At 59.8% G+C, this 14,878-nt stretch carries 9 protein-coding genes; 6 read left to right on the forward strand and 3 right to left on the reverse strand.

The window, feature by feature from the left end:
• Positions 1 to 220 precede the first annotated feature (220 nt).
• On the reverse strand, positions 221 to 2,068 hold the full coding sequence (locus AC1ROR_RS22470) for a DEAD/DEAH box helicase (RefSeq protein WP_498590784.1): 1,848 nt from the start codon (positions 2,066 to 2,068) through the stop codon (positions 221 to 223).
• A gap of 390 nt (positions 2,069 to 2,458) precedes the next feature.
• On the opposite strand from AC1ROR_RS22470, the gene AC1ROR_RS22475 reads away from it, so the two are divergent.
• The 6 genes from AC1ROR_RS22475 to clpB all read left to right on the forward strand — a co-directional run bounded on the left by AC1ROR_RS22475 (position 2,459) and on the right by clpB (position 12,441).
• Positions 2,459 to 3,736 carry an aspartate kinase gene (locus AC1ROR_RS22475; protein ID WP_035223911.1) on the forward strand — a complete coding sequence of 426 codons (1,278 nt, stop codon included), beginning with the start codon at positions 2,459 to 2,461 and terminating at the stop codon, positions 3,734 to 3,736.
• Positions 3,737 to 3,910: 174 nt separating this feature from the next.
• Complete coding sequence (gene ptsP / locus AC1ROR_RS22480) at positions 3,911 to 6,178, forward strand: phosphoenolpyruvate--protein phosphotransferase (protein WP_035223510.1); 2,268 nt, start codon at positions 3,911 to 3,913, stop codon at positions 6,176 to 6,178.
• Between the two features lie 130 nt (positions 6,179 to 6,308).
• Positions 6,309 to 7,391: a peptide chain release factor 1 gene (gene prfA / locus AC1ROR_RS22485; RefSeq protein WP_080839082.1), complete on the forward strand. Its 1,083-nt coding sequence runs from the start codon at positions 6,309 to 6,311 to the stop codon at positions 7,389 to 7,391.
• The gene (prmC, locus tag AC1ROR_RS22490; RefSeq protein WP_498590785.1) at positions 7,388 to 8,257 is read left to right on the forward strand and encodes a peptide chain release factor N(5)-glutamine methyltransferase; all 870 of its coding nucleotides are present in this window, start codon (positions 7,388 to 7,390) and stop codon (positions 8,255 to 8,257) included. The genes prfA and prmC overlap by 4 nt, the downstream gene beginning before the upstream one ends.
• Before the next feature lie 394 nt (positions 8,258 to 8,651).
• Positions 8,652 to 9,455, forward strand: a complete 804-nt coding sequence (locus tag AC1ROR_RS22495) for a DUF4167 domain-containing protein (protein ID WP_498590786.1) — start codon at positions 8,652 to 8,654, stop codon at positions 9,453 to 9,455.
• Positions 9,456 to 9,816: 361 nt separating this feature from the next.
• The gene (gene clpB / locus AC1ROR_RS22500; RefSeq protein WP_498590787.1) at positions 9,817 to 12,441 is read left to right on the forward strand and encodes an ATP-dependent chaperone ClpB; all 2,625 of its coding nucleotides are present in this window, start codon (positions 9,817 to 9,819) and stop codon (positions 12,439 to 12,441) included.
• Between the two features lie 69 nt (positions 12,442 to 12,510).
• On the opposite strand, the gene AC1ROR_RS22505 is transcribed toward clpB, so the two are convergent.
• Together AC1ROR_RS22505 and AC1ROR_RS22510 are read right to left on the reverse strand one after the other, a co-directional pair.
• Complete coding sequence (locus tag AC1ROR_RS22505; protein ID WP_498590788.1) at positions 12,511 to 14,457, reverse strand: M23 family metallopeptidase; 1,947 nt, start codon at positions 14,455 to 14,457, stop codon at positions 12,511 to 12,513.
• A gap of 112 nt (positions 14,458 to 14,569) precedes the next feature.
• Positions 14,570 to 14,878: hypothetical protein (locus AC1ROR_RS22510; RefSeq protein ID WP_498590789.1), on the reverse strand; the 309-nt coding region annotated here is incomplete at its 5' end.

Here is a 14,878-nt window from a genome sequence, read left to right on the forward strand (position 1 = left end):
TTTCTTGGCTATACAGCTTATCTGTCCCGCGCGAGACGCAAAACGGGCGTAGCGCCAATCGATGGAAAGAGGGGTCTTACCAGCTACGCGGCGTCATCCTCGGCCCTGTGCCGAGGATCTAATCACGTTGAATGGAATTAACAGGTCGCAGATCCTCGGGACAAGCCCGAGGATGACGTCGATAGCAGGTACGTCTGCCGTCGTCAGTTACAGAGTGGCCTCAGCCCTTTGTCGGCTTCGGTCCACGCTTTTCGAACGGCTTGTCCTTCTTGCCCTCGTATTTCGGCTTGTCGCCGAAGGGCTTTTTCTTTTTCCAGGGCTTGTCGTCGCCCTTGCGGTCGTCGCGAGGGGCGCCGGCATTGTCGGATTTGCCGAACTTCCGCTGCGCCTTGGCCGGCCTTGTATCTTCGCGGACATTGCCGGTCATCTCCGGCTTGCCTTCCAGCGCCTTCAGACGAATGCCTTTCTCCAGCATCATGTCCTTGCCGATGGCGGAGGTGAAACGATCAACGGCGTCTGCCGCCAGTTCCACAAAGGTCTCGGTTTGCTGCATGCGGATCGCGCCGATATCCTGACGGGTGATCTTGCCGAAACGGCACAGCATCGGGATGAGCCAGCGCGGCTCAGCGCTCTGCTTACGACCAACGGAAAGGGAGAACCACGCGCTGTCGGAGAAGTCGGAGCGCTCGCGGCGCGGTGCGTTGTTTTCGACCGTTTCGAAACTGTCGCGGCGCGGCTTGCGAGTGTTATCCAGCGCGACTTCGAAAATGTCTTCCGGTGCCGAGCGTCCGGCGTGATAAAGACGCACGAAGGCGGCGGCGACTTTTTCCGCACCATGCTGTTCGAGCAGCTTAGTCACGAAATCGCGTTCGTCCTCAGCCACGGCTTCGCTGAGTGTCGGATCGGCCAGAAGCCTTGCGCCGTCGCGCTCGACGATCTCTTCGACGGAGGGCGGGCGAACCCATGCGGGGCTGACCTTGGCGCCTTCGAGAAGGCGTTCGGCCTTGCGGCGCTGGCTCACCGGCACGATGATGGCGCTGACGCCCTTCTGCCCGGCGCGGCCGGTACGGCCGGAACGGTGCAGAAGCGTTTCCGAATTGGTCGGCAGGTCGGCATGGATGACAAGTTCCAGACCCGGCAGGTCGATACCGCGGGCAGCAACGTCGGTCGCCACGCAAACACGGGCGCGGCCGTCACGCATGGCCTGCAGCGCGTGCGTGCGCTCGTTCTGCGTCAGTTCGCCGGAGAGGGCCACGACCGAGAAGCCGCGATTGTTCAACCGGGCCGTCAGGTGATTCACCGCGGCGCGGGTGGAGCAGAAGACGATGGCGTTGCGGGCTTCGTAAAAGCGCAGTGCGTTGATGATGGCGTTCTCGCGATCGGACGGCGACACAAGAAGTGCGCGGTATTCGATATCCACATGCTGCTTCTGTTCGGAAGCGGTGGCGATGCGAACGGCGTTCTTCTGGTAGCTTTCGGCCAACTTGGCAATGCTGCGCGGCACGGTGGCCGAGAACATCAGTGTGCGGCGATCGTCGGGCGATTCTTCCAGAATGAATTCCAGATCCTCACGGAAGCCGAGGTCGAGCATCTCGTCGGCCTCATCCAGCACCACGGCGCGGATGGACGACAGATCGAGTGCGCCGCGCTTGATATGGTCACAGAGACGGCCGGGCGTGCCGACGACGATATGGGCGCCGCGCTCCAGCGCCCGGCGCTCATTGCGGATATCCATGCCGCCGACGCAGGATGCGATCGACACGCCGGCGAATTCATAAAGCCATTCCAGCTCGCGCTTGACCTGCATGGCCAGTTCGCGGGTCGGCGCAATGGCAAGTGCCAGCGGTGCGGAAGCCTGACCGAAGCGGGTGTTTTCCGAAAGCAGCGTGGTCGCCAGCGCGATGCCGAAGGCGACGGTTTTGCCGGAGCCGGTCTGCGCGGAAACCAGCGCGTCCTTGTCGGCAAGTTCCGGTGACAGCATTGCCTGCTGCACGGGGGTCAAGTCTTTGTAGCCGCGTTTTTCCAACGCCTGCGCGATCGCCGGGGCGATACCCTGGGTGTCTGTCATCTACCGTCTTTCGGATATGAAGCTGCCCGCATCCGCCCGAAACCAATAGGTCCTAAAGTCTCCGGGGCAGCCGATACGGGCCATTTCGGCCATCTGGCCGGTTGCATTGCGGCGCTCATACTGCGAATGCGCCGGTTTGTACAGTGCAGTGCGGTACGCTCTTTCATCCTCTTATGGATGGCAACCCGTTCCATCCGGCCATCTTCTTTTGCCGGCTGCGCTAAAAAAGGCGTACCGCATGGTTCATAAACGGCATTGCGTGCCCCCCGCCTTTTCGCTAAGAGACCCGCAACTTGAGGCTCTTTGTCAGGAAGAGCCGACTGGGTTTGTTCTTGTCCGTCCGCTCTTCGAAGGAGCCGGCGGGAAAATGGGATGGTACTGGTCAAGGCTATGGCTCGCATTGTCATGAAATTCGGCGGCACGTCCGTCGCGAACCTCGAACGCATTCACAATGTCGCACGGCATGTGAAACGCGAAGTGGATGCCGGCCATGAAGTGGCCGTGGTCGTTTCCGCCATGTCCGGCAAAACCAACGAATTGGTGGACTGGGTGCAGAATGCTGCGAAAGTGGCCGGCGCCAACGCCGCCTCCTTCTATGATGCGCGCGAATATGACGCGGTCGTCGCATCCGGCGAGCAGGTGACATCGGGTCTTCTGGCGATCACGCTGCAATCCATGGGCATCAATGCGCGCTCCTGGCAGGGCTGGCAGATCCCGATCCGCACCGACAATGCGCATGGCGCCGCCCGCATTCTCGAGATCGATGGGTCGGATATCATCCATCGCATGGGCGAGGGCCAGGTGGCCGTCGTTGCCGGTTTCCAGGGCATTGGTCCGGACAATCGCATTGCGACGCTCGGCCGTGGCGGCTCGGACACGTCTGCCGTTGCGATTGCCGCCGCCGTCAAGGCGGATCGTTGCGACATCTATACCGATGTCGACGGTGTCTACACGACCGATCCCCGCATCGAGCCCAAGGCTCGCCGCATGAAGAAGATCGCTTTCGAGGAAATGCTCGAAATGGCGTCTCTCGGTGCGAAGGTTCTGCAGGTTCGCTCGGTCGAGCTTGCGATGGTACACAAGGTGCGCACCTTCGTTCGCTCCAGTTTCGAGGATCCCGATGCGCCGGGCATGGGCGACCTCATCAACCCGCCCGGTACTTTGATTTGTGACGAGGATGAAATCGTGGAACAGGAAGTCGTAACCGGCATCGCCTATGCCAAGGATGAAGCACAGATCTCGCTGCGCCGCGTGGCCGACCGTCCGGGCGTCTCCGCTGCGATCTTCGGGCCGCTCGCTGAAGCGCATATCAACGTCGACATGATCGTGCAGAACATCTCCGAAGACGGTTCGCGCACCGACATGACCTTCACCGTTCCCTCGGGTGACGTTGTCAAGGCTCTGAAGGTTCTGGACGAGAACAAGGCCCAGATCGGCTTCGACGTCGCGCAGAACGAGACGGGTCTTGCCAAGGTTTCCGTCATCGGTATCGGCATGCGCAGCCACGCCGGCGTTGCCGCCAGTGCTTTCAAGGCACTTGCCGAGAAGAACATCAACATCAAGGCGATCACCACGTCCGAGATCAAAATTTCGATCCTGATCGATGGCGCCTATGCCGAACTTGCGGTTCGCACTTTGCATTCCGCCTACGGTCTCGATAAGAGCTAAGCCGAGACATCGGTTCCCGATGCTCCGATTCTTCGGGGTTGCGTTCTTCCGATGTGGCGTTTCATGAAAGCGTGTCCCTTGCGGGACGCGCTTCTCTCGCTATAAATTTTTAAATGACGTTTTGATTCCCGAATATTATGACATTCGGATCGGAAGCGTCGGGGAGCAAACGCGATGAGAGACCTTTCCGCAGGTCCGCGCGTCCTGCTCAAGCGGCTGCGCGAAATGATGGCGGAGCACCTTGAACCGCAGGACCGCCTGGACCAGATCGTTCGCCAGATAGCCAGCAACATGGTGGCGGAGGTTTGCTCGGTCTACGTGCTGCGCTCCGACAGCGTGCTGGAGCTTTACGCGACAGAAGGTCTCAACAAGGATGCCGTGCATCTTGCCCAGCTGAAAATGGGGCAGGGTCTTGTCGGCACCATCGCCGCTTCCGCCCAACCTCTCAATCTTTCCGATGCGCAGGCGCATCCCGCTTTCCGTTATCTTCCTGAAACCGGTGAGGAAATTTATCATTCCTTCCTCGGCGTGCCGATTTTGCGTTCCGGTCGCACTCTTGGCGTTCTTGTGGTCCAGAACAAGGCCAGCCGAACGTACCGGGAGGATGAAGTTGAAGCGCTCGAGACAACCGCGATGCTTATCGCTGAAATAGTGGCGAGCGGCGAGTTGAAAAAGATTACCCGCCCCGGTGTGGAGCTGGACCTGACGCGCGCCGTCTCCATCGATGGCGACGCCTATGGCGAAGGCATCGGTCTCGGCCATGTCGTGCTGCACGACCCCCGCATCGTCGTCACCAATCTCTTGAACGAAGATGCGGATACGGAAATCCGTCGTCTTGCCGATGCCATCGGGTCACTTCGCCTGTCGATCGATGACATGTTGCAGCGCCGCGACGTGCCGACTGAAGGCGAGCACCGCGAGGTTCTGGAAACCTACCGCATGTTCGCCCACGACCAGGGCTGGGTGCGGCGCATGGAAGAGGCGATCCGCAACGGCCTGACGGCGGAAGCGGCGGTTGAGAAGGTGCAGAGCGACACCAAGGCGCGCATGATGCGCCTGACGGACCCTTATCTTCGCGAGCGCATGCATGATTTCGACGATCTCGCCAACCGGCTGCTGCGCCAGCTGATCGGTTTCGGCGGGCGTGGACCGGAGCAGGATTTCCCGCTTGACGCCATCGTTCTGGCGCGCGCCATGGGTGCTGCCGAACTGCTCGATTACCCGCGTGAAAAACTGCGCGGTCTGGTGCTCGAAGACGGCGCAGTGACAAGCCATGTCGTCATCGTGGCGCGCGCCATGGGCATTCCGATCATCGGGCAGGCGACAGGCATCGTCGCGCTTGCCGAAAACAACGATCCCATCATCATCGATGGCGACGATGGTCAGGTGCATCTGCGCCCCATGTCGGATCTGCAGCGCGCCTATGAGGAAAAGGTGCGCCTGCGCGCCCGGCGACAGGAGCAGTTCCGCGCGCTGCGCAATGTCGAGCCGATCACCAAGGATGGCCAGAAGGTCAATCTCAAGATGAATGCGGGCCTTTTGGTGGACCTGCCGCAGCTCGACGAATCCGGCGCTGACGGCATTGGCCTGTTCCGCACCGAGCTGCAATTCATGATCGCCTCCAACATGCCGAAGGGCGAGGAGCAGGAGGCGTTCTACCGGTCCGTTCTGCGGCAGGCAAAGGGCAAGAGCGTCACCTTCCGCACGCTCGATATCGGCGGCGACAAGGTCGTTTCTTATATGCGCGGTCAGGAAGAGGAAAACCCGGCACTGGGCTGGCGGGCGATCCGCCTGTCGCTCGACCGGCCGGGCCTGATGCGCACGCAGATGCGCGCGCTGCTGCGCGCCGCCTCGGGTGCTGAACTGCGCATGATGCTGCCGATGGTGACGGAGGTTTCCGAAATCCGCGCCGCGCGCGATCTTCTCCAGAAGGAAGTGCAGCATCTCTCGAAGTTCAGCCATGCGCTGCCGAAAAAACTGCAATTCGGCGCGATGCTGGAAGTGCCGTCTTTGATGTGGCAGCTCGACGAGCTGATGCAGGAGGTGGATTTCGTTTCTGTCGGTTCCAACGACCTGTTCCAGTTTTCCATGGCGGTCGATCGCGGCAATGCAAGGGTTTCGGATCGTTTCGACAATCTTGGCAAGCCGTTCCTGCGCATCCTGCGCGATATCGTGCGTGCGGGTGAAAGGCACCATACCTCCGTCACGCTTTGCGGTGAAATGGCAAGCAAACCGCTTTCGGCCATGGCCCTGATCGGCCTCGGTTTCCGTTCGGTTTCCATGTCGCCGACGGCGATCGGTCCGGTCAAGGCCATGCTGCTCGGGCTTGATGCCGCGCGCCTTGCCGATGAGCTGAATGCCGCGCTGGACGATCACAATTCGCTGGAAAGCGCGCGCGAGGTGTTGTTACGCTTTGCCGCGACGCATTCCATTCCCATTTAGAGCATTTCCAGGAAAAGTGGACCCCGGTTTTCCGTCCGGAAATGCGTTAAAGCAAAAAGTTAGAGCGTTCTCGCGTTTCGAAGAAAAGCGAAAGCGCTCTAAAAGACCTGTTTCATTATTGGAGTGACTGGTGGCGAAGCTTCCCGTCGAAAAAATGCGCGAGTTGGAAAGGCGTTTCGGCGAGATCGAAGCGCGTATGTCGGCCGGCCCTGCAGCGGATGTTTATGTGAAGCTGGCTTCGGAATATTCCGAACTTGAGCCGGTGGTGAAGAAAATCCGCGATTACGAGAAGGCGGTTTCGGAGGCAGCCGATCTCGAGGCGCTGCTTGCCGACAAGACGACTGACAAGGATATGCGCGATCTGGCGGAAATGGAGCTGCCGGAGGTCGAGACCCGTATCGGCGAGCTTGAGAAGGACATGCAGGTCCTGCTGCTTCCGAAGGATGCCGCCGACGAGAAAAGCGCAATCCTTGAAATCCGTGCCGGCACAGGTGGGTCCGAAGCCGCACTTTTTGCCGGCGACCTGTTCCGCATGTATGAGCGCTTCGCATCGACCAAGGGCTGGAAAGTTGAAGTTCTTTCCGCCAGCGAAGGCGAAGCGGGCGGTTACAAGGAAATCATCGCCACCATCAGCGGGCGAGGGGTGTTCTCCAAGCTGAAATTCGAATCCGGTGTGCACCGGGTGCAGCGTGTGCCGGAAACGGAAGCGAGCGGCCGCATCCACACCTCCGCCGCCACCGTCGCCGTTCTGCCGGAAGCGGAAGATATCGACATTGAAATCCGCCCGGAAGACATCCGCATCGATACTATGCGTGCTTCCGGCGCGGGCGGCCAGCACGTCAACACCACCGACTCCGCCGTTCGCATCACCCATCTTCCGACGGGCCTGATCGTCACCAGCTCGGAAAAATCGCAGCACCAGAACCGCGCCAAGGCCATGCAGGTTCTGCGTTCGCGGCTTTACGATATCGAACGCCAGAAAGTGGACAATGAACGCTCTGCCGACCGCAAGAGCCAGGTTGGTTCTGGCGATCGTTCCGAGCGCATCCGCACCTATAATTTTCCGCAGGGGCGCGTCACCGATCACCGCATCAATCTGACGCTCTACAAGCTCGACCGGATGATCGAAGGTGAGATCGACGAACTTCTCGATGCGCTGATTGCCGACTATCAGGCCGGTCAGCTCGCCCAGCTTGGCGAACAGCAGCTTTGAGCGGCGGCGCTGACGGAACGGTCTCGACCGAGCTTGCCGCAGCCCGCAAACGGCTGCAGCTGGCGGGCGTCGCCGACCCGCTTCTGGATGCGCGCCTGCTGATTGCCGAAGTGACCGGCTTTTCATTGACCGACTTCGTGATGAAGCCGGATCATCCTGTCACGCCGGAAGAAAGTGTGCGGATTGCCGCCATGATCGAAAGGCGAGCCGGGGGCGAGCCGGTTCATCGCATTCTCGGCCACCGGGAATTTCATGGTCTTGATCTCCTCTTGTCCAGGGAGACGCTGGAACCCCGTCCGGATACGGAAATTCTCGTCGACACGCTTCTGCCCGCCTTGAAGAGAGCCGCTACCGAAAAAGGCTGGGTCCGCATCCTGGATCTGGGTACCGGAACGGGTGCGATCTGTCTGGCGCTTCTGAAGGAATGCCCGCAGGCGCTGGGTATCGGCAGTGACATTTCGACCGATGCGCTGGAAACGGCCGCCAAGAATGCGGCCCGGAACGGTCTCGGCTCGCGTTTTGAAACCATGCGTAGCGACTGGTTCGAAAAAATCTCTGGCAGCTTTGACATAATTGTGTCGAATCCGCCTTATATAAGAAGCGATATAGTCACAACGCTCGACCGAGAGGTTCGTCATTACGATCCGATGGCGGCGCTGGATGGAGGTCAGGACGGCCTTGCACCGTACCGCCTTATTGCTGCCGATGCAGGCCGCTTTCTTGTGGAAAACGGGATCGTCGGTGTGGAGATCGGTTTCGATCAAAGGCTTGATGTTTCCGCTATATTTGCTTCCCACGGCTTCTCTCTTCTCGATGCCGTGAAGGATTATGGTGGCAACGACAGAGTTTTGACCTTCCGGAGATAGTTATCAGCGATATGTCTGCGGATTTTTTGCAAGGATATTTTGCACAGCAAAAGAAAAGGCTTGGATTTCCGCATGAAGCGGGATAGTTTGCGGCCACATGCAGGGTGGCTGAGGACGAACGCAGATTCGTCAGGGTATGGGTCAGTCCCGAAGCGGGTTCTTTTGAGAATCCTGAAGGCTGGGCGTTTCCGGCATGTGAATCAGTAAACTTTGTTCGCAGACGGCTCGGTGCAGCATTTGCGCAGCCGGTCGTCATACGCGAGGTCTTGTCCGGAGTTATCTTCGACGAGGCGCGTGTTAGAGCAATTTCAGGAAAAATTTCCAGCGGGTTTCCGTCCGGAATTGCATGAAAACAACCAGATTGTCAGCAAAACAGAATTCAGGTGAGCAATTGATGAGGCCAGGACAGCAAAACAAGCGCGGCCGGGGGCGTGGAAGCAACAATAATAACAATAATAATGGTGGCGGTGGTAACAACAACTTCAACCGCAAGGGCGGAAACCCGCTCACCAGGACTTATGACAGCTCCGGCCCCGATGTGAAAATCCGTGGCACAGCCCAGCACATAGCGGAAAAATACGCTGCCCTTGCCCGGGACGCGCAGAGTTCTGGTGACCGCGTGATTGCGGAAAACTATCTGCAGCACGCCGAACACTACAATCGCATCATCGCCACGGCCCAGGCCCAGATGCAGGAACGTTTCCAGCGCGATGACCGTGGTGAATACAATGCCGCGGATGCCGATGAGATGGATGGAAACGAAGGTGACGACGGCGTCGTTGCATCGCAGCAGCATTCCGAACAGTCCGAACGCGTGCAGCAGTCGGAACGCCAGGAGCGCGCCGAGCGGTCGGAACCGCGCCAGGAGCGTCAAGAGCGCCGCGAGCGCCCTGACCGCCGTGAACGGCAGGAGCGTCAGCCCCGCCAGCCGCAGGTCTCGGTCGAGCAGCCCCCGGTTTACGATGCCAGCCAGGCTCCGCAGCCGGTGATCGAAGGCACGCCCATGGAAGTGGCGGTCGAGGAAGAGCAGCAGCAGGCTGAGGCTCCGGCAACGGAGCGCGCACCGAAGACCCGCCGCGCCACGACGCCGCGCCCACGTCGTCCGCGCCGTGCCGCAACAGCGGAAGGTGCTGAAGGCGAAGAGGCTCCGGCCGGCGAGGAAGCAACACCTGCAACGCTTGAAAACGCTGCCGAATAAGCAGGGTACTCAAGAAATACGCGATTGAAAAACTCCGGCTTGCCGGAGTTTTTTCGTTTCCGGGGGCGGAGCATGAGTGGCAGCCAGGGTGATTGCCGCGAACGGATATGACACTTGTCAAATCCAGCCAAAATTTCCGGGGCAGCGGTTTCCCTCCCCTTTAAACCGATGAAACTGCCTCCCATATTCGTGCAGGAAGGTCGGGTGTCTGCATTCAGCAGCAACTGCCCTTCGAGAGGCGGCGATCGTGAAATCCTTATAAAGCGCGACTGTCGTAGCGGGGCTTGCCTTTGAGGGAGCCTCAACCCTAACACCCGGAGCCGTGCCGAAAGCGGGCGGGCCGGTTTATGGAGGTTCGACTATGAATATTGAAAAATACTCCGAGCGCGTTCGCGGTTTTCTGCAATCTGCACAGACCTTTGCGCTGGCGGAAAACCATCAGCAGTTTTCGCCCGAACACGTTCTGAAGGTTCTGCTCGATGACGAGCAGGGCATGGCGGCATCGCTGATCGAGCGGGCCGGTGGCGATGCCAAGGAAGCACGCCTTGCCAATGATGCGGCGCTGGCGAAATTGCCCAAGGTTTCCGGCGGCAATGGTGGCCTTTCGCTCACCGCGCCGCTTGCGAAGGTATTCTCGACCGCGGAAGACCTTGCCAAGAAGGCGGGCGACAGTTTCGTCACTGTCGAGCGTCTGCTGCAGGCGCTTGCGATTGAAAGTTCCGCCACCACTTCGGCTTCCCTGAAGAAGGCCGGTGCAACCGCGCAGGCGCTCAATCAGGTCATCAACGACATCCGCAAGGGCCGCACGGCTGACAGCGCCAATGCCGAACAGGGCTTTGACGCGCTGAAGAAATATGCGCGCGATCTGACGGAGGAAGCCCGCGAAGGCCGGCTCGATCCTGTCATTGGTCGTGACGACGAAATCCGCCGTACCATTCAGGTGCTGTCACGCCGCACCAAGAACAATCCCGTCCTGATCGGTGAACCCGGCGTTGGTAAAACGGCGATTGCCGAAGGCCTTGCGCTGCGCATCGTCAATGGCGATGTGCCGGAAAGCCTGAAGGACAAGAAGCTGATGGCGCTCGATATGGGCGCGCTGATCGCCGGTGCGAAATATCGCGGTGAATTCGAAGAGCGCCTGAAGGCTGTGCTTAATGAGGTGCAGGCCGAAAATGGCGGCATCATCCTCTTCATCGATGAGATGCACACGCTGGTCGGCGCCGGCAAGGCTGATGGCGCGATGGATGCGTCCAACCTCCTGAAGCCCGCGCTTGCCCGTGGCGAGTTGCACTGTGTCGGCGCCACCACGCTCGATGAATACCGCAAGCACGTGGAAAAGGACCCGGCCCTTGCCCGCCGTTTCCAGCCCGTTCTGGTGGATGAGCCGACCGTGGAGGACACGATCTCGATCCTGCGCGGATTGAAGGAAAAATACGAACAGCATCACAAGGTCCGTATCTCGGATTCCGCCCTGGTTGCGGCTGCGACGCTTTCCAATCGTTATATCACCGACCGTTTCCTGCCCGACAAGGCAATCGACCTGATGGACGAGGCCGCTTCGCGTCTTCGCATGCAGGTGGATTCCAAGCCGGAAGAACTGGACGAACTGGATCGCCGCATCATCCAGCTCAAGATTGAGCGCGAGGCCCTGAAGCAGGAAACGGATCAGTCGTCCGTCGACCGCCTCAAGAAGCTCGAGGACGAGTTGGCCGATACGGAAGAAAAGGCGGATGCGCTGACGGCTCGCTGGCAGGCGGAAAAGCAGAAGCTCGGCCATGCCGCCGACCTCAAGAAGCGGCTGGACGAAGCCCGCAACGAACTGGCGATTGCCCAGCGCAACGGCCAGTTCCAGCGCGCCGGTGAGTTGACCTATGGCATCATTCCGGGTCTCGAAAAGGAACTGGCTGCGGCGGAAGCTCGCGATAGCAGCGGTGCCGGCTCGATGGTTCAGGAAGTGGTGACGGCGGACAATATTGCCCATGTCGTTTCCCGCTGGACCGGTATTCCGGTCGACAAGATGCTGGAAGGCCAGCGCGAAAAGCTGCTGCGCATGGAAGACGAGCTTGCCAAGTCCGTTGTCGGGCAGGGCGAGGCCGTTCAGGCGGTTTCCAAGGCGGTTCGCCGTTCGCGCGCCGGTCTTCAGGATCCCAACCGGCCGATCGGTTCTTTCATCTTCCTCGGCCCGACGGGTGTGGGCAAGACCGAGCTGACCAAGTCCTTGGCCCGCTTCCTGTTCGACGACGAAACCGCGATGGTTCGCCTCGACATGTCGGAATATATGGAGAAACACTCCGTTGCCCGGCTTATCGGTGCGCCTCCCGGCTATGTCGGTTATGAAGAGGGCGGTGCGCTCACGGAAGCGGTTCGCCGCCGGCCCTATCAGGTCGTGCTGTTCGACGAGATCGAAAAAGCGCATCCGGATGTGTTCAACGTCCTCTTGCAGGTGCTGGATGATGGCCGCCTGACGGACGGCCAGGGCCGCACCGTCGATTTCAAGAACACCATCATCATCATGACCTCGAACCTCGGTTCGGAATTCATGACGCAGATGGGCGACAATGACGATGTGGATTCGGTTCGTGACCTGGTGATGGAGCGGGTCCGGTCGCATTTCCGGCCGGAATTCCTCAACCGTATCGACGATATCATCCTCTTCCACCGCCTGCGGCGCGACGAAATGGGTGCAATTGTCGAAATCCAGCTGAAGCGCCTCATCGCGCTGCTCGGTGATCGCAAGATTTCGCTCGAACTGGATGAGGATGCCCGCAACTGGCTTGCCAATAAGGGCTATGATCCGGCTTATGGCGCGCGTCCGCTGAAGCGGGTGATCCAGAAGGCGGTTCAGGACAGGCTTGCCGAAATGATCCTCGGCGGCGAAGTGCCGGATGGATCGCGGGTCAAGGTGACTTCGGGCACCGACCGGCTGCTGTTCAAGGTCAAGCCCCCCAAGGGCGAGGCCGAAACCGAAACGGCCGATGCGGCGTAAACAAAAGGGCTCCGGAAACGGAGCCCTTTTTCATTTGACCGGTGTTGCAGGCCGCAAAGGTCCAGTGAATTACCGGCTTGCCACCTGATTGGGCTTTTCATCAATATTCAGCAGATTGTCGATGCGTTTTCTCTCATCGGAAAAACGCGCAAGCGCATCGCCCGACAGCGACTTGCCGCCCGGCAGGCGTACCTTCATCGCATCCACCTTGGTGCCGTTGACGATCAGCTCGTAGTGCAGATGCGCGCCGGTCGAAAGGCCGGTCGATCCAACATAACCGATGACCTGGCCCTGCCGGACCTTGGACCCTTCGGTGACGCCCTTGGCGATGGCGCTCTGGTGGTTATAGGACGAGACATAGCCGTTGGCATGGCGGATCAGTGTCTGGTTGCCGTAACCGGAAGCCCATCCTGCCTTTTCGACAGTGCCGTTGCCGGTCGCGATGATCGGCGTGCCGCGCGCGGCGGCCCAGTCTGTGCCGGTATGCATGCGGCTGAATTTCAGAACCGGGTGACGGCGCATGCCGAAACCGGATGTCATGCGGCCGTTCGGAACAGGGTTGCGCAACAGGAACTGCCGGATGCTTTTGCCGTTCTCGTCGAAATAATCGATGCTGTTGTCTTCCGGGCTCTGGAACCGGTAAAAACGCGTCTCGTTGTCGCCGAACTTGGCGTTGACGTAGAGCAGCTCCGACTTGTCCGTCGCCTTGCCGTCCGCATCTTCGACCGAGAAGAAAGCTTCCAGCGTATCCGCCGGCTTCAGCTGCGCCTGAAAATCGACGCTGCTGGCCAGAAGCTTGATGAGCTGGGAAACCATGCTCTGGTTCATGCCATAGGCAAGGGCCGCCCGGTAGACGCCGTCATAGACGCTCGGCAGATCACGGCCGGCGGCCGGCGCCGGCGTGCTGTCGAAGGCGGTCGCCACCGCGTCGAGCTTCGGCGGTTCGCTGGCCTTGATGAAACGCTTGCGGTCATCGACGGCCATGGTGACCATGTGCCGGCCCTTGCGATAGAGACTGACGCGCACGATGTCGCTTTTGTCGTCTTCCTGAATAATGCCGACGCGCAGCACATCGCCGCTTTCGACATTGTTCGACTGGATTTGCGGTGACAGCAGCCCGGCGATTTCCGATGACTGCGCCTTCGAATAGCCGGCGCCGAAGAGGGCGGCTTCGATGGTCTCTGTCTGGCGGGCAGGGATGACGTCGTCGGCATATTCCTTGACGGGTACGGACGCCGATTGCGGGGTCGAGACCGACATGTTCTGCTCTACGACACGGGCGGCAAGGCCAGCGGTGATGTCGACATCGCCTTCATCATTATCGAAACGGCGGGGGTCGATGTAATAGAGCGCGGCGAGCTGTTCGTTGCCATCCGTGAGGATCGAGCCGTTCGACCGCACCGCCTCCTCAACCTCGTCGAAGCTCAAGGAGCCGGCAAAGGCATATTTGGAATGCTGGACGGGAAAGGCAACCGTCTTCAGGCTGACTTCGGATTCGACCTCGGAGCCATAGATCGTTCCCGTGCGGCTCGCCGCCGGCGCCGGAGCGTCCTTGTCGTCATTGCTCGCGAAGATATTCAAGGGATCGAAGGCGGGATAGTCGTCCTGCTTGGCGTAATTCGCCGCCAGCGGAATCTTGACGTGGGAGAAGGGAACCTTGCGGACCACTTCCTTGTCGCCCTCATTGATGACGGTGGAGACTTCCATGATCGACCGGTCGGATGGCCGGGCGGCGATATTTGGTGCGACGAGACGCGTACCCCGGCGGGCGGCTTCAGCGACGTTGTTGCCCATATCCGCCTTGGCGAAGGCTTCGGCTGGAATGGCAAGCTGCTGGCGCCCGTCGAGAGCGGCAAACAGCGCCACACCCATCAATATGGAGGAGGTAATACCGGTGAGAAACGTGCCGGAGAGCCATCGAAGCGAAATCTCGCGACGATCGGGTGCACGGCGCCCTTCCGCCAGAATTGGCGGTTCCGTGCCTAGCGACCGGATCACATTGCGATCCGCAGTCATACTAGCTGTGCCCCGTCGGTCATGCGCTCTCCAGAAACTTCAGGCGAAGGTGTGCAACTTTCAAAGCCGTGAGTCAAATCGGTCGACGTCAAGGCAAATACATTGCAACGCGCTATATAAGGACATGCGCGAGCATGCCTGATTTTAACGCTTCGTTAGCAAAGCAATTAGTGAGGAACCGGGCTAAAAGAAGGCGCAGGCCCTGCCGCATTGCTCCACGCACGCTTCTCCTGTGCAAAAGCCGATGCGTCCGCAGGCCATTTGCCGTCCACAGCGGCAAGAAATCAAAATTCCCTTTTAAATTCAATAGTATGTATGATTTTTTGAGAATTTTTATTTTGTGCTGTTGACTTGTTTGAGGGTGATCTCTTATAAGTCCGCTCACTGAACGAGGGCGGCGGCGCTGCTGGCGACGGCGACT

This window comes from Agrobacterium sp. GW821-FHT14E08 (assembly GCF_058803865.1).

What these genes read in the sequence shown, in the direction of transcription:
- AC1ROR_RS22470 (WP_498590784.1), bottom strand. Translation starts at nt 2,068, where the DNA reads ATGACAGACACCCAGGGTATCGCCCCGGCGATCGCGCAGGCGTTGGAA.
- AC1ROR_RS22475 (WP_035223911.1), top strand. Translation starts at nt 2,459, where the DNA reads ATGGCTCGCATTGTCATGAAATTCGGCGGCACGTCCGTCGCGAACCTC.
- ptsP (WP_035223510.1), top strand. Translation starts at nt 3,911, where the DNA reads ATGAGAGACCTTTCCGCAGGTCCGCGCGTCCTGCTCAAGCGGCTGCGC.
- AC1ROR_RS22495 (WP_498590786.1), top strand. Translation starts at nt 8,652, where the DNA reads ATGAGGCCAGGACAGCAAAACAAGCGCGGCCGGGGGCGTGGAAGCAAC.
- clpB (WP_498590787.1), top strand. Translation starts at nt 9,817, where the DNA reads ATGAATATTGAAAAATACTCCGAGCGCGTTCGCGGTTTTCTGCAATCT.
- AC1ROR_RS22505 (WP_498590788.1), bottom strand. Translation starts at nt 14,457, where the DNA reads ATGACTGCGGATCGCAATGTGATCCGGTCGCTAGGCACGGAACCGCCA.